This is a genomic window from Luteibacter yeojuensis (assembly GCF_000964085.1).
GTDB classification, from domain to species: domain Bacteria; phylum Pseudomonadota; class Gammaproteobacteria; order Xanthomonadales; family Rhodanobacteraceae; genus Luteibacter; species Luteibacter yeojuensis_A.
The window spans coordinates 150,732-171,360 of record NZ_JZRB01000025.1 but is presented as its reverse complement, the minus strand read 5'-3'; the positions used below and the strand labels follow the sequence as shown (position 1 = coordinate 171,360).

Annotated in this window: 8 protein-coding genes; 2 read left to right on the top strand and 6 right to left on the bottom strand. The window is 68.0% G+C overall.

The genetic code is table 11. The features are described from left to right. Window positions 1–7: 7 nt before the first annotated feature. Together VI08_RS12575 and VI08_RS12570 are read right to left on the bottom strand one after the other, a co-directional pair. A complete protein-coding gene (locus tag VI08_RS12575; protein WP_045829919.1) occupies window positions 8–904 on the bottom strand; it encodes a DMT family transporter in 897 nt (298 codons plus the stop codon). An 86-nt stretch (window positions 905–990) separates the two neighbouring features. Beyond that, window positions 991–3,138, bottom strand: coding sequence for an AsmA family protein (locus tag VI08_RS12570; RefSeq protein WP_045829918.1), 2,148 nt, complete (start codon window positions 3,136–3,138; stop codon window positions 991–993). A 222-nt stretch (window positions 3,139–3,360) separates the two neighbouring features. Between VI08_RS12570 and VI08_RS12565 the strand changes: the two genes are divergently transcribed. Then, window positions 3,361–15,159 (top strand): autotransporter-associated beta strand repeat-containing protein, encoded by an 11,799-nt coding sequence (locus tag VI08_RS12565; RefSeq protein WP_052697891.1) that lies wholly within the window; start codon window positions 3,361–3,363, stop codon window positions 15,157–15,159. Window positions 15,160–15,280: 121 nt separating this feature from the next. Here the strand turns inward: VI08_RS12565 and VI08_RS12560 are convergent, their stop codons facing one another. The 3 genes from VI08_RS12560 to VI08_RS12550 all read right to left on the bottom strand — a co-directional run bounded on the left by VI08_RS12560 (window position 15,281) and on the right by VI08_RS12550 (window position 17,830). Beyond that, window positions 15,281–16,042, bottom strand: coding sequence for a siderophore-interacting protein (locus VI08_RS12560; RefSeq protein WP_045829917.1), 762 nt, complete (start codon window positions 16,040–16,042; stop codon window positions 15,281–15,283). Then, window positions 16,039–16,662: a PadR family transcriptional regulator gene (locus VI08_RS12555; RefSeq protein WP_045829916.1), complete on the bottom strand. Its 624-nt coding sequence runs from the start codon at window positions 16,660–16,662 to the stop codon at window positions 16,039–16,041. The genes VI08_RS12560 and VI08_RS12555 overlap by 4 nt, the downstream gene beginning before the upstream one ends. Before the next feature lie 196 nt (window positions 16,663–16,858). Next, entirely contained in the window at window positions 16,859–17,830 is a 972-nt protein-coding gene (locus tag VI08_RS12550) for a thioredoxin family protein (RefSeq protein ID WP_052697889.1), read from the bottom strand. Between the two features lie 119 nt (window positions 17,831–17,949). Between VI08_RS12550 and VI08_RS12545 the strand changes: the two genes are divergently transcribed. After that, window positions 17,950–19,467, top strand: coding sequence for a fumarate hydratase (locus VI08_RS12545; RefSeq protein ID WP_045829915.1), 1,518 nt, complete (start codon window positions 17,950–17,952; stop codon window positions 19,465–19,467). 110 nt (window positions 19,468–19,577) lie between these two features. On the opposite strand, the gene VI08_RS12540 is transcribed toward VI08_RS12545, so the two are convergent. Next, window positions 19,578–20,597 (bottom strand): acetate/propionate family kinase, encoded by a 1,020-nt coding sequence (locus VI08_RS12540; RefSeq protein WP_045829914.1) that lies wholly within the window; start codon window positions 20,595–20,597, stop codon window positions 19,578–19,580. Between the last annotated feature and the right edge of the window lie 32 nt (window positions 20,598–20,629).

Sequence of the window (20,629 nt, the reverse complement as noted above, 5' to 3'; positions counted from 1 at the left end):
CTGGGCGTCAAGGCGCCACGATGTCGGAAGCCTCCGCCCGCTCCCCCCGATGCAACCACGGATGCGCGAACACCGCCGCCAGGATGACGGCCACCCCGGCATAGAATGCCCAGCCCAGCTCGCGCTGCTCCCCCAGCAAGGGGATGGCGAGCACGATGGCGTAGACCGGTTCCAGGTTCGTCACCATCTGCGTCGCGAACGCGGTGAGGTGGCGCAGGGCCGATAGCGCCAGGGCGAACGGCAGCAGCGTGCAGCCAAAGGCCAGCACGATGACGAGGGCCGCATCGTGGCCATCGGGCAGGGTAAACGCCGGGCCGGGCAGCAGCGGCGCGGCCAGGGTGAGGAACACTGTGCCCGCGCCCAGCTCCACGCAGGTGACCGTCAGCGAATCCGCGTGCGCGATGTAGCGCTTGTTGAGTGCCCCGAAGAACGCGACGAACAGCGCCGAGAGCACGCCCACGGCCAGCCCCAGCCGCATGTCGCCGGGCACTCCGCCCGCCACCAGCGCCACGCCCGGTACCACCGCGGCGCCGAGCAGTAGCTCGCGCGGCTCGAACGGCCGCTTCGCGATCCAGGGCTCCACCACGGCGAGGAACGCCGGGCACATGGCGATGCAGGTGGCGGCCACGGATGCGTTGGCGAGCTTGATGGCGCCATAGAACGTGAGCCAATGCAGGGCCACCACCACGCCGATGCCGGCGAAGATGGCAAGCAGGCGCGGCGGCGTGGCCCTGAGCCCGCGCCACACGCGCGGCACGCACAGCAGCGCCGCCGACACCAGCAGCATGCGCCACCACACCAGCGGCAAGGCGGCCAGCGTGATCAGCTTCCCGAGGATGGCGGTAAAGCCCCAGAGCAGGACGCAGAAGTGGATCTGGAAGAGGGCTTTGCGGGTGGGCGTCATGAGTCTTGAGTGGGAGCGCGCTCGCGCGCGATGGGCCTGCACGTAGCGTACAGGGCATCGCGCGCGAGCGCGCTCCTACACAAGCCTCACTTGGTGTTGGTCTTGCCCGGGGGTGGGGCCTTGGGCGGGTTGCTCTTGATGTCGTCCAGCAGCGGCTGGCAGGTCACGGCGTTGGCCTTGCCGCTCTCGGGCACCATCAGGGGAGCCAGCGCGGCCACGGGTGCGGCGAAGAACAGCGCCACGGCGCCGCCGCCACGCAGGATAAGCGGGCCGGCATGCACGCCCGGCGACGGGTTGGCGAACGTACCGTGCACGTAGAGGGGCGAGCGCAGCGAGAACACGCGGAAGCCCTTGGTGTGCGGCACGATATCAAGATTGAGCTTCTCGTCCTTGAAGTTGATGTCGCCATTGACGTTGATGAGGGCCTTCTCGGTATCGAGGGCGAAGATGCGTGACTCCATGACGCCATTGGTGGCCACCATGTCGGCCGCCATGCAGTTGATGTGCACCACGTCATCGCCGAAGAACCGGTTGACCACGTAGCTGCCCACGTTGAGGCCGGCCAGCTCGAGCAGCGACGAACTCACCGCGCCGTCGTTGATCAGCAGTTTCAGTTCGCCGTTGGATGAGCCAAGCAGGGCGGCGGGCGAATTGCCGGTGGCCGTGAACGACGCATCGCCGTTCATTTCGCCGAAGCTGGTCTGCATCGGCGCGAAGGTGGGGAACAGTTCCTTGAGCTTCAGGTGGCGCGCACCGAGGTTCAGGCGGCCCTTGAGCGGTTCGCTGGCGCCATCCAGGCGGATGTTGCTGCCCACCGTGCCGCCGGCCACGCCGAACTTCAGCGGATCAAGCGTCAGCACGGCATCCTTCATGATGAGGTGCGTCTCGACGTTGCTGATGGGCAGCCGCTCGCCATGGACGATCTTCGCGCCCACGAAGCGCACGTCGGCGTCCATGGCGTTCCAGCGATCGGTCTTGAACGGCTCCACCGGCAGCACCTTGTCGCCGGGCTGTTTTTTCACGTCGCCGCGTTCGGCTTTCTCGGCATCGGAGCCGCCACCGATCAGTGGTGCGAGGTCGCTGAAGAGCAGCTGGTTCGACTTGAGGTTGCCGGTAAGGCTGGGCCGCTTGCCGCCGGTATCGAAGGTAAGCGTGCCACCCAGGTCGCTGCTGCCCACCTTGCCGCTGAAGTTCTCGTACGTGAACGTGCTGGCGTTCTTCTTGAGGTTGGCCTTGAGGTGGCCTTCCGTCGCGAACGGCGGGGTATCGGGCAGCGTCACGCCGGTGAGGTCGTAGAGGTGCGACATGCTGGTGCCCGAAAACCACAGGCGGATATCGAGCGCACCCAGGTTGATCGGGTCGGTAAGCGTGCCCACGAACGCGATGTGCGTGTCACCAAAGCGTGCATCGGCCTGGACAGGGAAGGGGCGGTTGGCGTCGCGTAGCGCGAGCACGCCACCGGTCTTGGCCTTGGCGGCCACGGTCGATTTCTTGTACGTGCCCTTGGCGTCCCACGCGAACAGGTAAACCTGCTTGCGCTTGGTGTCGTCCTGGCGGTCCTTCTCGTCGGCGTCGCTCTTCGCCATCTGCTTGCTGCTGGCGCCAGTGGTCTTGTTGGCCTGCGCGCGCGAATCCTTTTCCTGCTGCGCCATGATTTCGTCGAACGGGATGCCCTTACCGAGTGGCGTCACGTCGATGCCCATCTTGATCTGCATCTGGGCGTCGTCGAAGTCCACGTGGCCCTTGTCGAACGCGATGGCGTTGAGCTCGAGCTGCCATTCCGACGGCCCGCTGCTCTCGGGCAGTTTAAAGGTCCACGTGTTGGTCCCGTTCTTCTGCCGCTCCAGCGCGATGGTGGGCTGGCCGAGGCGGATCTCGGGGATGACGATGCGGTGGGCTATCAGGGGGAAGGGCGCGATGCGGAAGTCGACCGTATCAAGGTGGGCAAAACGGTTGTTCTTTGCCCAGCTCGGGTTGGTGACGTTGATATCGCGGGCGGTGAAGTGCGGCCAGGGGATCAAGGCCACCAGCCCACCCTGGCCGGGTTCGCGCGCCCAGTGCGCCGTGATGTCGCCCTGGATGGCAAAGGGGCGGCCGATCGCTTCGGATACCTTCTCGTTGATGGTGGGCTTCAACCGGTTCCAGTCGAAAAAGGCTACGAAGAGGATCACCGCGACGATCAGCACGACGATGATGCCTACCACCCACGCCAGTATTTTCCGGCCTCGCCGCATCGCCCGCCCTCCTTATCTATTAGCGCCTAGGGGTATCGCGGCAGGCGCCAAGATTATGTGTTCGCGGAAGCCGGCGGTTTAGCAACGTATGTGCCGCGTGACGAACGCGGAAACAAAACGTGCCTTTTCCGCTTATGCCATTGCCTCATTCGTGCAGTCGCACCGTGGCGCCGCTGCCTACTCTGCCCCCCAAACCACCATGGACATGGCAGGGGAACAACGATGAATGCGCGCGCCGTCAGCACCACCCGCCTTCCGCGCCGGAAGGGCATCTACCTCGCCATGGCTGCGTTGTTCACCGCGCCCTTGTTGCCTTCGCTGGCATCCGCGCAGGCGTGCTCCGTCGTCGGCACGACCTATACCTGCGGCACCACCATCTACGGCCAGCCCACGATCACGGGCAACAACGTGACCGTGAATGTCACGGGCAGCGGTGTCCTGACATCGCCGGTCATTGCCACCACGTCGTCGTTGAACTTCACCGGCAATGGCTTGACGCTCAACAATGCGGGCGTCATCGACCCGTCGATCGGCGGTGGCATCACCTTGATCACTGGCGCCGTTTCGGCCGTGAATTCGGGCACCAACGCCGTAACCCTCAACAACCAGGTGGGCGGCACCATCCGCGGCGTGTTCAACGTCGGCTCGCTGTTGCTGTTGGGCGGCCAGTCGATCGGCGTGCAGAATGTCGCTGGCAGCACGACGAACATCACGAACGACGGAAACATCGAGATGTCGCTGCTGGGCAGCGGGGCTGTCACGGCCGCGGACGCGGTCGGCATCGTGTCGTATGGCGGCGCGCAAACCAACTTCGTGAACCACGGCAGCATCACGGGCCGGGTAGGTTTCGCAGCGGCCACCACTGGCGGCAACACGTTCCTCAACAGTGGCACCGTTCAGGGTAGCGTGAACCTTGGCAACAGCGTCGCTGGCAACACGTTCACGGCCGTCTCGGGTTCCAGCGTGGCCTCCAACGGCGTGCAAGCCAACCTCGGGCTCGCCAGCATCGGCGTGAATCTTTCTGGCCCCGGCGTCGTTTACGGTGGCACCTCCGGGAACGACACGCTGATACTGCAGAACACGCCGACGGGTCCGGGCTCGGGCACCAGTGGCGCGTCTGGCACCATCGCCAGCAGCCAGTACCAGGCGTTCGAGCACCTGCGCGTCAACAGCGGCACATGGACGTTGAGCGGCCCCGTGGCCGGCCTCGATACCACGCTCGTCGATGGCCTGGTGAATTTCGACAATGGCGCCGCCTTCGGCGCGGGCGCGTTGACCGTGAACGGTGGCACCATCGCACCGACGGTGGGCGGCCTCTCGCTCGGCAACGCCATCACGCTGAATGGTCGCCTGGGCATCGGCGGCACCTCGGCGCTCACGCTCGGTGGCGTGCTGTCCGGCGCGGGCGGGCTCAATGTGTCGAGCAGCGGGGTGGTCACGCTGGGTGGCACGAACCTCTTCACGGGTGGGGTCAACCTCAACGCTGGCGGCATCCTGCTCAGCAACGCGAAGGGCCTGGGCACCGGCACGCTCACCGTCGGCGGCACCGCCACGCTCGATACCTCCGCGGCGAACTACGCGCTGGCGAACAACCTGGTCATCAACGCGGGCGGTACGCTGAACCTGCTCGGGAGCCAGGCGGTGACGCTCAACGGCACCTTGAGCGGCGCGGGCAACCTCACCAAGAGCGGTGCGGGTAACCTCGTCATCAACGGCGCCAATTCGCTCACCGGCAATGTCAGCGTGGCGGGCGGCGGGATCGCGCTGGGTGCGTCGGGGTCGTTCTCGCCCACGACCGCGCTTTCGCTGGCGGCGGGCACCACCATCGATCTCTCGGCGGCGCCGAACCAGACCATCGGCTCGCTCGCCGGCACGGGCGGCGTGCTTTCACTCGGCAGCACCACGCTCACGCTGGGTGGGCTGGGCACCAGCACGGCGTATGCCGGCACCATCAATGGCACGGGCGGCCTGGTGAAGGTAGGCGCGGGCACGCAGACGCTGTCGGGGGCGAACACCTTCTCGGGCGGTGTCGCGCTGAATGGCGGCGGCCTGCTCGTCGGTAACAACGCGGCGCTGGGCACCGGCACGCTGTCGGTGGGCGCGTCCACGTCGCTCGATGCGACCGCGCCAGGCCTTTCGCTTGCCAATGCCGTGACCCTGGGCGCGGGCTCGACGCTTACGCTGCCCGGCGCCCAGGCGCTCGGGCTGGCCGGCACGATCTCGGGGGCCGGCGCCCTCGCGAAGAACGGCCCCTCGGTACTGACGCTGGGCGGCAACAACAGCTACGCAGGGGGAACGACGATCACCGGCGGCGGCCTGCTGCTGGGCAGCGATAACGCCCTCGGCACCGGCACGCTGGCGGTCGGTACCAATGCCAGCGTGTCGCTCGATGGCACGGGGGCACGCACGGTCGGCAATGCGGTCGCCCTCGGCTCGGGTAGCACGCTCAACCTGCCTGGTACGCAGGCCATGACTCTCAATGGGCCGGTTTCGGGTGCGGGCGGTGTCGTCAAGAACGGCACGACCACGCTCACCCTCAACGGCGCCAACACGTTCACCGGCGGCCTCACGGCGAACGCGGGCACGGTGAAGCTCGGTGCGGGCGCGAGCCTCGCCGCCACGGGCGCGGTGAACCTGTTGGGCACGTCCATCTTCGATATCTCGGGTGCGGGCAACCAGACGATTGGCGCCCTCAGCGGCGTGCTCGGCACGGGCGTCAGCCTCGGCGCGAATACGCTGACCTTCGGTGATGCGAGCAACCAGACGTTCGATGGCATCATCACCGGTACGGGCGGCCTGGTGAAGGTGGGGTCGGGCGTGCAGACGCTTGGCGGCGCCAACACCTTCAGTGGCGGCCTCAATCTCGCCGCGGGCGGCATCGTCGTGGGCAATCCGGCGGCGCTCGGCACCGGCACGTTGACCGTGAGCGGTGCGGGGACGCTGGATGCCAACGCGGCCTATACCCTGCTGAACAACGTAAACCTCGGCGCGGCGCTCACCCTGCCGGGCTCGAACAACCTGACCCTGGGCGGCGTAGTCGCTGGCACGGGTAGCCTCACCAAGAACGGCGCCAGCACACTCACGCTGGCGGGTGCGAACAGCTTCTCCGGTGGCGTGAACCTCAATGCCGGCACGCTGCAGCTCGGCAACAACAATGCCCTTGGCACGGGTGCGCTGAACGTCGGCGGCGCGGCGACGCTGGGCGCGAGCGCTGCACTGAACCTTGCCAACGCCGTGAACCTCGGCGCGGGCGCGATCCTGGCCTTGCCCGGTGCGCAGAACGTCACCCTTGGTGGCGTCATCGCCGGTACGGGTGCGCTGACGAAGGGCGGCACGTCGGTACTGACCTTGAATGGCGCGAACACCTTTACCGGCGGTGTCAACGCTACGGGCGGGACACTGGTGCTGGGCAATGGCAGCGCGCTCGGCACGGGTGCGTTGAATATCGGCGGCGCGGTGTCGCTCGACACCTCCGCGGCCGTCATCGCGGCCAACAACGTGAACCTGGGCGCGGGTGCCGCGCTGACGGTTGCCGGCAGCAACAGCCTCGCGCTCAACGGCGTCCTCACCGGTACGGGTACCCTCACGAAGAACGGTGCCGCCGTGCTCACGCTGGGCGGCGCGAACGTATTCACCGGCGGCGTGAACCTCAACGCGGGTGGCCTTGTCCTCGGCAGCGGCGGTGCATTGGGCACGGGTGCCCTCAACGTCGGCGGCAACGCCACGCTGGATTCGAGCGCCCCCGTTACCGTGGGCAACACGGTGAGCGTCGCAGCCGGCGCGAACCTCGACGTCCTGGGCAGCAACGCGCTCACGCTGGGTGGCGCGGTGAATGGCGCAGGCAGCCTCACCAAGGACGGTGCCAGCACGCTGACGCTCGGCGGCGTGAACGGCTATACCGGCGGGACGACGATCAACGCGGGCACGTTGGCGCTGGGCGCCGGCGCGAAGCTCGCCGCCACGGGCAACGTGGCGCTTGCCGGCGCTGGCGGCATCTTCGACATCAGCAACGCGGGCGCCGCGCAGACGGTCGCGGGCCTCACCGGCGTCGCGGGCAGCACGATCAACCTCGGCGCGAACAACCTTGCCTTCGGCAATGGCGCCGATGCCACGTTGAACAGCACCATCACCGGTGCCGGTGGCCTACAGAAGAACGGGGCGGGTGTGTTGACCCTTGGCGGCGCAAGCACGTTCGCCGGTGGGCTGACGGTTGGTGCCGGTGGCCTCCTGGTGGGCAACAACAACGCGCTGGGCACGGGCACGCTCACCGTCAATGGCGCGACCACGCTCGACAGCAGCGGGCCGATCGCGCTGGCCAACAACATCGCGCTCAACGCAGGCGTGACGGTGCTCGGCACCCACGCGCTGACGCTCAATGGCCAACTGACCGGCACCGGCGGCCTCACGAAGAATGGCGCCGCCGTCCTTACGCTCAACGGCGCCAATAGCTACACGGGCGGTACGAACATCAACGCCGGCACGCTCGCGCTCGGCGCGGGCGCCAGCCTCGCATCCACGGGTATCGTGAACCTCTCCACGGGCGCGACGCTGGATCTCTCCGCTGGCAACGGTACGCAGCAGATCGGCACGCTGCTCGGCAATGGCACCATCAACCTGGGCCAGAACACGATCACGCTGGGCGGCCCCACCAATGGTGTGTTCAGTGGCTCGATCGGTGGTACCGGCGGCCTCGTCAAGCAGGGCAGCGGCACCGAGACGCTGACAGGCACGAACACGTATACCGGCGGCACGCTGATCAACGCGGGCACGCTCGCCATCGGCGCAGGCGGCAGCCTTGCGCCGACGGGCGCCGTGACCCTCGCGGCACCTGGCACCGGCTTCGACATCAGCGCCGGCGGCAACCAGGCGATCGGCGTGCTCAATGGCGTGGCGGGCAGCACGGTGACGCTCGGCGCTAACACGCTCACCCTCGGGGGCGTGGCCAACGGCGCGTACGACGGCATCATCACCGGCACGGGCGGCCTGGTGAAGAACGGTGCGGCCGTGCAGGCACTCGGCGGGGCCAACACGTTCAGCGGTGGCGTCACGCTCAACGCGGGCGGTTTGCTCGTGGGCAACAACAGCGCGCTCGGCACGGGCGCGCTCACCGTCGCCGGCAGCGGCACGCTGGATGCGAATTCGGCCGTGACGCTGGGCAATGCCGTCACGCTCGGCGCGGGCACGACACTCGATGTGGTGGGAAGCAACAGCCTGGCGCTCGCTGGCGTGCTGAGTGGCGGCGGCGCGCTGGTGAAGGACGGGGCGGCCACGCTGACGCTCACGGGTGCGAACACCTACACCGGCGGCACGACGATCAACGCCGGCACGCTGGCACTCGGCGCGGGCGGCAGGCTCGCAGCCGCAGGCGATGTCAACCTCGCAGGCGCGGGTGCGACCTTCGATATCGGCGCAAGCGGCGCGGGCCAGGTCATCGGCTCGCTCAGCGGCGTGGCGGGCAGCACCGTCGCGCTGGGCAACCAGACGCTGGTGTTCGGCAACGGCGCCGCGCATACGTTCAGCGGTGCCATCACGGGCACGGGTGGCCTCATCAAGGCGGGTGCCGGCGTACAGACGCTCGACGGCGCCAGCTCGTACAGCGGTGGCACGACGCTCACCGCGGGCGGCCTCGTGGTCGGGAACAACAGTGCCCTCGGTACGGGCACCCTCACGGTCGGCGGTGCCGCCACGCTGGATAGCAACGGCCCGGTCACGCTGGCCAATAACGTTGCGCTCAACGCGGGCCTCACCGTGCTGGGCACGAATGCCCTCACGCTCGGCGGCGCGTTGACCGGTGCGGGCAGCCTGACCAAGGACGGCGCGGCGACGCTCACGCTGACGGGCACGAACACTTACACCGGCGGCACCAACATCAACGCGGGCACGCTCGCCCTGGCCGGCGGTGGCAGCCTTTCGACGGCGGGCACGGTGAACCTCGCGTCGGGCGCCACGCTCGACCTCGCCGGCGGCAACGGCACGCAGGCCGTAGGCACCTTGCTCGGCACCGGCACGGTGGCCCTCGGTGGCAATACCATCGCGATGGGCGGCGTGGCCGACGGCACGTTTGGCGGCACGATCAATGGCACCGGTGGCCTGGTCAAGGAGGGCACCGGCACGCAGACGCTGACGGGCACCAGCACGTTTACCGGCGGCACGACCATCAACGCGGGCACCCTCGCGCTGCGCGCGGGCGGTAGCCTCGCCGCCACGGGCGCCGTCACGCTGGCCGCGCCCGGCACCCTGTTCGACATCAGCGGCGGCGGCCAGCAGGCCATCGGGTCGCTGGGTGGCGTGGCTGGCAGCGCCGTCTCGCTGGGCGGCAACACGCTCACGCTCGGTGGCGTGGGCGACGCCACGTATGGCGGCACCATCGGCGGCACCGGTGGCCTCGTGAAGAATGGCGCGGGCGTGCAAGTGCTGGCCGGTGCGAACACCTACACCGGTGGCACGACGATCGCGGGCGGCACGCTGGCTCTGGGCGCCGGTGGCAGCCTTGCGGCGTCGGGTGACGTCAACCTCGCCAGCCCGGGCGCGACGTTCGACATCTCGGCCAGCGGTGCCAACCAGACGGTCGGTTCCCTTGCGGGCGTGGGCGGCACCAACGTCAATCTCGGTGCGAACACGCTCACGTTTGGCAACGCGGCCGACGAGGTGCTCGACAGTGTCGTGAGCGGCACGGGTGGCCTGGTCAAGGTCGGCGCCGGCATCGAAACACTCGGCGGCGCCAACACGTTCAGCGGCGGCGTGACTCTCGTCGCCGGTGGCCTCGTGGCTGGCAACGACGCCGCGCTCGGCACCGGCACGCTGACCGTCGCCGGGGCATCGACGCTGGACAGCACCGGCCCCGTGGCGCTCGGCAACAACGTGGTGCTGAATGCGGGCCTCTCCGTGCCCGGCACGAACGACCTGACGCTCAATGGCAACATCTCGGGCACCGGTTCACTCACGAAAGGCGGCGCCCGCCTGCTCACGCTCAACGGTGCCAACAGCTACACGGGCGGCACGTATATCAACGCGGGCACGTTGGCGCTTGGTGCCAACGCCAGCCTGTATGCGAACGGCATCGTCTACCTCGCCTCCGGCGCCGTGTTCGACCTGTCGGCCGGCAACGGTACGCAGCAGTTCGGCACGCTCGAAGGCAGCGGCCTCGTCAACATCGGCGGCAACAACATCGTCGTGGGCGGCCCCGCGGACGGCACGTTCAGCGGTTCCATCGGTGGCACGGGCAGCCTGACGAAGGTGGGCACCGGCACGGAGACGCTCACCGGCACCAACACGTATACCGGCGGCACGTACATCGATGCCGGCATCCTCGCGATCGGCGCGGGTGGCAGCCTTGCCGCGAACGGCGCCGTCTCGCTGGTATCCGCCGGCACCGGATTCGACATCAGCGCCGGCGGCGACCAGTCCATCGGCGTCCTCAATGGCGTGGCGGGCAGCGACGTGACGCTGGGTGCCAACACCCTCACGCTGGGTGGCGTGGCCAACGGCACGTTCGATGGCCTGATCTCGGGCACCGGTGCGCTCGTGAAGAATGGCGCGGGCGTCCAGGCGCTGGGTGGCGCGAACACGTTCAGTGGCGGCGTGACCCTCAATGCCGGCGGCCTGGTGCTCGGCGACGCTGGCGCGCTGGGCACCGGCGCGTTGAGTGTCGGCGGAAGCGGCACCCTCGATACCAGCACGGCGCTCAACATCGGCAACGACGTGGACCTCGCCGCAGGCGCCACCCTCGACCTGCTGGGCAGCAACGCCGTCACCTTTGGCGGCGCGTTCTCCGGCGCGGGTGGCCTGGTGAAGGATGGTGCGTCCACCGTCACGCTCACCGGGGCAAACACCTACACGGGCGGCACGACGGTCAATGCCGGCACGCTGGCGATCGGCGCGGGTGGCAGCCTGTCGGCCACGGGGCCGCTCAGCCTCGCCGGTACGGGCACGTTCGATATCTCGGCGGCGGGCGGCACGCAGGCGGTCGGTTCGCTGGCGGGCTCGGCGGGCACCAACGTCACCCTGGGTGGCAATTCGCTGGCGCTCGGCGGGTCAACCAACAACGCCTACGATGGCGTGATCACGGGCAGTGGCGGCCTCATCAAGAACGGTGCCGGCACGCAGACGCTCAACGGTGCTAACACCTTCACCGGGGGCGTGGCGTTGAACGACGGTGGGCTCGTCGTCGGCAACGACGCGGCACTGGGCACGGGTACGCTCACCGTGGGCGGCGCATCGACGCTCGACGCGAACACGGCGGTGACGCTCGCCAACGCGGTCGTCCTCAACGCCGGCCTTACCGTGGCGGGCAGCAACGACCTGACCCTCAATGGCGATATCAGCGGCACGGGCAGCCTCAGCAAGGATGGCGCGGCCATCCTGACGTTGAACGGCACCAACACGTACACCGGCGGCACGTACATCAATGCCGGCACGCTGGCCCTTGGCGCCGGGGCGAGCCTGGCATCCACCGGGATCGTGAACCTCGCATCGGGCGCCACGTTCGATCTCTCGGCCGGTAACGGCACGCAGCAGTTCGGCACGCTGGTCGGCGATGGCACGGTGAACATCGGCGCCAACGCGCTCGTTGTCGGCGGCCCCACCGATGGTACGTTCGGCGGCTCGATCGCCGGCACCGGCAGCCTTACCAAGGTGGGCACCGGCGTCGAGACGCTCACCGGGACCAATACCTACACCGGTGGCACCTATATCGACGAGGGCACGCTCGCGCTCGGCCTGGGCGGCAGCCTTTCGCCGACCGGCGCGGTGACACTGGTGAATGCGGGCACCACGTTCGATATCGCGGGTGGCGGCGACCAGCAGGTGGGGTCGCTCAATGGTGTCGCGGGCAGCAGCGTGGCGCTGGGCGGCAATGCCCTCACCATCAACGGCACGGGCAACAGCAGCCTCGACAGCACGATCAGCGGCGCGGGTGGCCGGCTCATCAAGAATGGCGCGGCGCTACTCGCGCTGCGCGGCGCGAACACGTTCACGGGCGGGGTGCAGCTCAACCAGGGCACGCTCGTGGTCGGCAACAACGCGGCACTGGGTACGGGCGACCTCACCGTGGGCGGTGCCGCCACGCTCGATGCGGATACACCCACGACCCTCGCCAATAACGTCACGCTGGGCGCGGGCCTAACCGTGGCGGGCACCAGCGATCTTGGCCTTGCCGGCGTGGTTTCCGGTGCGGGTGGCCTCACCAAGAACGGTAACGCCACGCTGACCCTTACCGGCGCGAACACGTATACGGGCGGCACGACGATCAACGCGGGCACGCTGTCGCTCGGCGCGGGCGGCAGCCTTGCACCGGACGCCAACGTCACCCTGGCCGGCACCGGCACCTTCGATATCGGCGCAGGCACCGACCAGGCCATCGGCACGCTCAACGGCGTGGCGGGCAGCACCGTCTCGCTGGGTGGCCATGTGCTCACGCTGGGTAGCGATGCGGCCGCGACCATCGACAGCACCATCACCGGCGCGGGTGGCATCGTCAAGAATGGCGCCGGCGTGCTCTCGCTCGGTGGCCCCAATACCTTCGGCGGTGGCATCACGGTGAACGGCGGCGGCCTGCTGCTCGGCAACGATGCGGCGCTGGGCACGGGCACGCTGACGGTGGGTGGTGACGCCACGCTGGATGGCACCGCGCCGCTCAGCCTCGCCAATAACATCGCGCTCAACGCGGGCCTCACCCTGGGCAACCACGACATGACGCTGGGCGGCACCATCGGCGGCAACGGGCGCCTGTTCAAGATCAACCTGGCGCGCGTCACCATCAACGGCAACAACACCTATACCGGTGGCACGACGGTAACGGGTGGCGGCGTGGTGGTCGGCAACGACAACGCGCTGGGCACGGGTGACCTCGCCATCGATGGCGCCACGCTGACGGCCGGCGCGCCGACCGTGACCCTGCCAAACGCCGTGGGCATCGGCAGCAACGGCGTCACCGTCGATGGCGACAACGTCCTGACCCTGGATGGCCCGGTGTCGGGCAGCGGCGGCATCGACAAGGAAGGCACGGGCACGCTGACCCTGGGCGGTTCGCTCGGTGACTACACGGGTGGCCTCACCGTGAACGGTCGCATCCTGAACGCCACCGACAACTACACCGGCGGCGTGGCCATCGGCGCGGGTGGCACCACCAACCTCAATGGCAACGACAACAACGTGACCGTCGCAGGCCCCGTGGCCGGCACCCTCAATACGGCCGGCGGCGATGTGAATGTGTCCTACGGCAACCTGCCGGGGGTGACCGGCACGGTGAACGGCACGCCGGGCACCACGTTGAACATCACCGGCGACGGCGAGGGCACGCTGCCCAACGGCGTGTTCAACAACATCGGTAACCTCGACACCGGCAGCGGCACGCTGTCGGTCGGGCAGGGCACCTCGGTGACCTTCAGCGGTGGCACCACCGTACCGGGCAACCTCGTGGTAAACGGCACGCTGGGCGGCGGCCCCGTCACCGTCGGCAACGGCGGCAGCGTGGTCGGTGGCGGCACCATCACCGGGCCGGTGAACGTGGGCGGCGGCACCATCGCACCCAGTGGCGTCCCGGGCGCGAGCGGCGCGGCGGCTGGCACCGGCACGGCCGGCACGGTGCTCACCACGGGTGGCATCACGCTGGGCTCGGGCTCGACGACGGTGATCCGCACCACCCCCGAAGGCACCAGCGACAGCATCGTGTCCACGGGCGCGTCCACGGTGGGTGGCAAGCTGGTGACCACGTCGTCGAAGGGCACGTTCAAGCCCGTCACGCGCTTCGTGGTGCTCCGCTCGACGGGCGGCATCACCGGGTCCTACGCGACGGTAGACAAGGGCGACCTGCCGTTCCTCGATGTCGGCATCACCCAGGACAATGCCAATGTGTACCTGTGGGTGAGCCAGGCGGGCACCGGCGGCCCGGTGACCCCGGGCGGCGAAGGCACGCCGATCAACCAGTTCCCGGGGCAGACGCCGAACCAGCAAGGCATGACGAATGCGCTGCAGAACGCGGCCGCCGCGGGTGGCGACCCGCTGCCCGAACTGCTCGGCGCCATCCGTGGGCTGCACAGCGGTGAAGCGCTGCGTGCGTTCGACTCGCTCACGGGCGAAACGTACGCCTCCACCGCACAGGCCGAGCTCACGGGCCAGGCCCAGTACCAGGATTCGCTGTTCGACCGCCTGCGCCTGGCGCGCGACACCGGCGAGCGCGGCACGGCCGCGTGGGCCGTGCCGTACACCTCCAGCAGCAACCTGGCCAGCAGCGCCAACGTGGCCCGCGCCGATTACCGCATCCACGGCATCATCGTGGGCGTGGATACCGACGTCACGCCCGACCTTCGCCTGGGTGCGCACATCAACCTGGCGAACGCGCGCAACGAGGTGCACAGCCGCGGCGACTACACCGACACCGACGAAGCCGCCATCGGCGTGCATGCCCTGTACTTCAACGACAAGCAGTTCTGGGTGGAAGGCCTGGCCTCGTACGGCTGGCACGACGCCGAGAGCCGCCGCCGCGTCGCCGTGGGCACGCTCAACCCCGAGGTAAACGGCGACTACGACGGCAAGGCCACCAACGCGGCACTGGAAGGCGGCTACCGCTTCAACGTGGGCGAGGGCCTGCACCTGGAGCCGTTCGTCGGCGCGTATTACAGCAAGGTGAAGTACGACAGCTTCACGGAGAAGGACGGCGGCGACGCCGACCTGAAGGTGGGCAAGGCCAGCGCAAGCAGCATGCAGTACGGCGCGGGCGTGCGCCTCTCCGGCGACATGGATCTCGGCGTGGACGGCACCAAGTTGCACCCCATCGCCATGGTCCGCTACATGCACAACACCAAGGACGACAACGTCTCGGTCAACAACAGCTTCGCCGGCCTGCCCACGGATTCGTTCCAGGTGGAAGGCTCGCGGCCGATGCGCAACCACTGGCAGGGCGCGCTGGGCGTCAGCTTCGACATCACGCCCAAGGCCAGCACGTACGTGTACTACAGCGCGGATCGGGGTTCGCACACGAAGAGCGATGCGGTGAATCTTGGCGTGCGCTGGACGTTCTGACGAGGAGCGGGGGTGGGAGGTGGGAAGTGGGGGCGAAACCTCGTAGGTGCGCCCCCACTTCCCATCCCCCACCTCCGCACCTTGTGGGAGCGCGCTTGCGCGCGATGCCCCCACGCCAACGTCACAACGCCGGCGCGGCCACCCAATAGCCCGTGGCCTTCACCCAGTCCTTGTCGATGCCGCGGTGTTCCACCAGGAGCGAACGCAGGCCACGGGCCCGCTTCGATTCCGTGGCGACCCACCAGAACGTGTCGCCCGTGGGTATGGCCAGGCTGGCCACTGCCTCGTCCAGCGACGGCGACTCGCCGCGGATGAACCACTGGACGTCGCGGGCCAAAGGCTGCTTTTCAGCGGCGGACGCGATCTCGGCGAGGACGGTCACGGCCGTGCCCTTAGGCATCTCTTCCAGCCACCGGCCGATGGCAGGCAGGGCGGTTTCGTCACCGACGAGCACGTAGTGGTCGTAGTCGCCGGGCACGATCATGGAGCCACGGGGGCCACCGACGCCGAGCTTGTCGCCCACCCTGGCGCTTTCTGCCCAGGTCGAGGCAGGGCCATCACCATGGATGACGAAGTCGATGTCGAGCTCGAGCGCATCGGGCCGGAACGCGCGTGGCGTGTAATCGCGGGCAGGCGACGGGGTCTTGCCCTCCGGGTACACGGGGCCATCCGGCGTCATTACCGGCATGTTGAACTGGCCATCGTCGACCGGGAAGAACAGCTTCACGTGGTCATCCGGCGAAGCCGACGGGAAACCTTCCAGCTCGGGGCCCTGCACGGTGACACGCACCATGTGCGGGGTGAGTTCGATGACCTTCACGACGGTGAGCATGCGCATCCTCACCTCGTGGCGGACGCGCTGGATCTCGTGCTTGCCGCTCATCCGTTGCGCTCCGCGATCTGCTTTGCCGCGGCTTCGACGATGGCGGCCACGCGCCGGGCCTCGGCCTCGTCCCACGCCTTGTGGTGGTTCACCAGCTGGTGCTTCAGCACGTGCATGGCGTCGCGCACGGCACCGGGCACCGTCATGCGGCGCATGTGCCGGGACATCACCTGCAGGCGTTCGGTCAGTGCATCGAGCGTGTCGCGGTTTTCGGTGAGGAACCCCTTGCCCTCGTCGGTGATGGCATAGAGCTTCTTGCCACCCGTCTCGGCCTCGACGCGCGCGTAGCCGAGCTCTTCGAGCATGGTGAGGGTGGGGTAGATGGCGCCGGGGCTTGGGCTGTACTGGCCATCGAACATTTCTTCGATGGTGCGGATGAGCTCGTAACCGTGGCGGGGCTGTTCTTCGATGAGGGCGAGGAGGAGCAGGCGCAGGTCGCCGGTGCCGAACATGCGGCCGCCGCCGAACCGGCCACCCCCGCGCCCGCCGCGCATGCCGCCTTCGCGGTCGTCGAATCCGAACGGGTGGCCACCGCCGAAGCGGCCGCCACGGCCCATGGCGTGCATGCGGTCGTGGAAGTGGTCATGGAGGTGGCGCTTGGCGTGGTGCCAGAAGTGCATGGGTTTCTCCGATATATCGTACGTAGTGATCGTACGATATATCTTAAGAAACACTCTTACAACCCCGCGGCGTCCACCCCCTGTAGCAGCGTGCTTGCACGCGACATCTTTCGGCCAGGCGCATCAGGCCCTGCGGCTCTCTCGCGAAAGATGTCGCCAGCGAGCTGGCTCCTACACCTGGGTTGCCAAGGCCGGTTTAGCCGAAGGTGAAGGTAAACGCATGGAAGTTGGCCTTCGGCACCTTGATGGTGAGGACGTGGTCCTTGTAGCCATCGCCGTCGAACAGCGTGTAGAGCTGCGATGCCTGCACCGTGACCGGGGCCTGCGGCTTGCCGTCCACCGCGATCTCCAGCGTTACCGCATCGTTGGCGCTTGCCACCATGTGCACCTTCTTCGCCTTGAAATGCAGGCGGATCTCACCGCTGGAGCCCACCAGGCTCGCGTTCTCGCGGCCGATCTCCCACTTGCCCACCAGCGCGAACTGGTTCAGTTCGAGGCGGCTGGGCGCGGTGAAATCGCGGGTGCCGGTGCGGTCGCCCTCGGGGCTTGCGTTGTTCTTGCTGCGGTCGCTGCCGAAGTACATCTCCGGCGAGCCCAGCTGGTTGAAATCGGGTGCGTCCTTGTCGGTTTCCGCCTTGGCGTCGGCGAGGCGGGGCAGGCCGAGCAGGGTGCGGATGGCGTTTTCCATTTCCATGTAATTGCCTTCGCCGAAGTGGTGGGCGACGACATTGCCGCGCTGGTCCACCAGGTATTCGGCGGGCCAGTACTGGTTATCCCAGGCATCCCACGTGGCCAGGTCGTTGTCCTGGGCCACCGGGTAGTGGATGTTGAACTTCTTGATGGCGTCGCGGACGTTGCCTTCCTGCTTCTCGAACGGGAACTCCGGCGAGTGGACGCCGACCACCACCAGGCCCTTGTCCTTGTACTGGTCGTACCAGCGGGTGACGTGGGGCAGGGTGCGCAGGCAGTTGATGCAGGAGTAGGCCCAGAAATCGATGAGCACCACCTTGCCGCGCAGCTGGCTCATTTTCAGGGGCTTGGAGTTCTGCCAGGCGGCGATACCGGTGAATTCCGGGGCGGTCTGGGCGGCGGTGGCCGGGCGGGCGAAGCCCACGGCGGTGGCCACCAGGGCCAGGGCGAAGAGGGCGTTGCGGAAGCGGAAACGCATGGGAACTCCGTTGTGCAGGGTGTACCGGCATACAGACCGGCCCGGGCCCATCCACCTTACACCGGCCAAGGTGGGCTAAAATCGGTGCTTTGCCAGCCCCACGAGCCAGCGGTAGCACCATGACCTCGATCAAGCAGGACGACCTCATCCAGAGCGTCGCAGACGCCCTCCAGTACATCTCGTACTACCACCCGGTGGATTACATCAAGAACCTCGCCGCCGCCTACGAGCGCGAGGAGAGCCCCGCGGCCAGGGATGCGATCGCACAGATCCTCATCAACTCGCGCATGTGCGCCGAAGGCCACCGCCCGATCTGCCAGGACACCGGCATCGTCACCGTGTTCCTCAAGGTGGGCATGGGCGTGCGTTGGGACGATGCCACCATGGGCGTGGAAGACATGGTGAACGAAGGTGTACGCCGCGCCTACAACCACCCGGACAACAAGCTGCGCGCCTCGGTGCTGGCCGACCCGGCCGGCAAGCGCATGAACACGCGCGACAACACGCCGGCAGTCATCAACGTTTCCATCGTCCCGGGCGACAAACTCGACGTCACCGTCGCCGCCAAGGGCGGTGGTTCCGAGGCGAAGTCGAAGTTCGCCATGCTCAACCCCTCCGACTCCATCGTCGACTGGGTGCTGAAGACGGTGCCGACCATGGGCGCCGGCTGGTGCCCGCCGGGCATGCTCGGCATCGGCATCGGCGGCACGGCCGAGAAGGCCATGCTGCTGGCGAAGGAGTCGCTCATGGAGCCGATCGACATCACCGAGCTGCAGGCCCGGGGCGCGTCCAACCGCGCCGAGGAGCTGCGCCTTGAGCTGTACGAGAAGGTGAACGCGCTCGGCATCGGTGCGCAGGGCCTGGGTGGCCTCACCACCGTGCTCGACGTCAAGGTCAGCGATTACCCCACGCACGCGGCCAACCTGCCCGTGGCCATCATCCCGAACTGCGCCGCCACGCGCCACGCGCACTTCGTGCTCGACGGCTCCGGCCCGGTCATGCTCGAGCCGCCGTCGCTGGAGGACTGGCCGAAGCTCACGTACGACAGCTCGAAGGGCCGTCGCGTGAACCTCGACACCATCACCCGCGAAGAAGTGAACAGCTGGAAGCCGGGCGAGGTGATCCTGCTCAACGGCAAACTGCTCACGGGCCGCGACGCCGCGCACAAGCGCATGATCGACATGCTCAACCGCGGCGAAACGCTGCCGGTCGATTTCACCAACCGATTCATCTATTACGTGGGCCCGGTCGACCCGGTCCGCGATGAAGTGGTCGGTCCCGCCGGCCCCACCACCGCCACGCGCATGGACAAGTTCACCCGGCAGATGCTCGAGACCACGGGCCTGCTCGGCATGGTGGGCAAGAGCGAGCGCGGCCCGACGGCCATCGACGCCATCCGCGACAACAAGGCCGTGTACCTCATGGCCGTCGGCGGTGCCGCCTACCTTGTTTCCAAGGCCATCAAGGCCTCGCGCGTGCTCGCGTTCGAGGATTTGGGCATGGAAGCCATCTACGAGTTCGAGGTGCAGGACATGCCCGTCACGGTGGCCGTCGACAGCGCCGGCACCTCGGTGCATACCACCGGCCCGAAGGAATGGCGCTCGAAGATCGGCAAGATCCCGGTCGTGGTCGAATAACGGCCATGTAGGAGCCCACCCCGTGGGCGATGCTTTTGCATGGCGCGTTTGGGCGAGGTGGGTCGCCCACGGGGTGGGCTCCTACAAAGCGCGTTTGGCTGTGACGTGGTTCATGCGGTTAGTTTTGCCGTGTGCCGCGCGATCTGCGCGTCTTCCTCGGTAACGACCACGCGCGCCTCGAAGTTCCCTATCCACTGCAGCCCCGCGAGGATCGCATCGCGCGTCACCGCGTCGTTTTCGCCGATGCCGCCGGTGAAGACGAGCAGGTCGATGCCGCCTAGAGAGGCCACCATCGCGGCGACGTGCTTGCGTGCCACGTGCACGAACACATCCCGGGCAAGGCGCGAGGCATCGTCCTTCGCCGCGTGGAGCTTGCGCATGTCGCTGGTACCGCCGGATAACCCCTTCAGGCCCGACTCGCGGTCGACGAGCTGTTCGAGCCGTTCCGCGTCGTAGCCTTTCTCGCGCATCAGGTACAGCAGCACGCCCGGGTCGAGGTCGCCTGGCCGCGTGCCCATGACGATGCCGCCCGTAGGCGTGAGGCCCATGGTTGTGTCGATGGATTTTCCATCGCGCACCGCGCACAGGCTCGCCCCGTTGCCGAGGTGCGCGATGACAACGCGCGCGGGGATGCTTTCGCCAAGCTGCCGCACGATGGATTCGTACGACAGGCCGTGGAAACCGTAGCGCTCGATGCCACCCTGGCGGAGGTTCTCGGGTAGCGGCAAGGTTCTCGCCACCGCGGACATCGTCGCATGGAACGCGGTGTCGAAGCAGGCGACCTGCGGTGCCTTCGGGAACGCCTCGCGGGCTCGCTTCACCATCTCGAGCGCCGGTGGCACGTGGAGCGGTGCAAACGCTTTCGCTTCCTCGAGGTGCGCCATCAGCGCGTTGTCGATCACCGCATGGTGGCGGATGTTCGGGCCCCCGTGGACGATGCGGTGGCCGATGGCCTCGGGCGGCGGCAGGTGGTTGGCGCGCAGTGTGTCCGTGATGGCCTTGACGGGGTCGCCGCCGGCCCCGGGGGCATCGGCCTGGTCCGCGAAGAGCGCCTCCACCGTGTCGCCGTCAACGCGGTAAAGCCCGTATTTCAACGACGACGAGCCAGCGTTCAGAGCAAGGATGTGCATGCGGTCTCCATGCGGATAGCTACCCCTGTGGG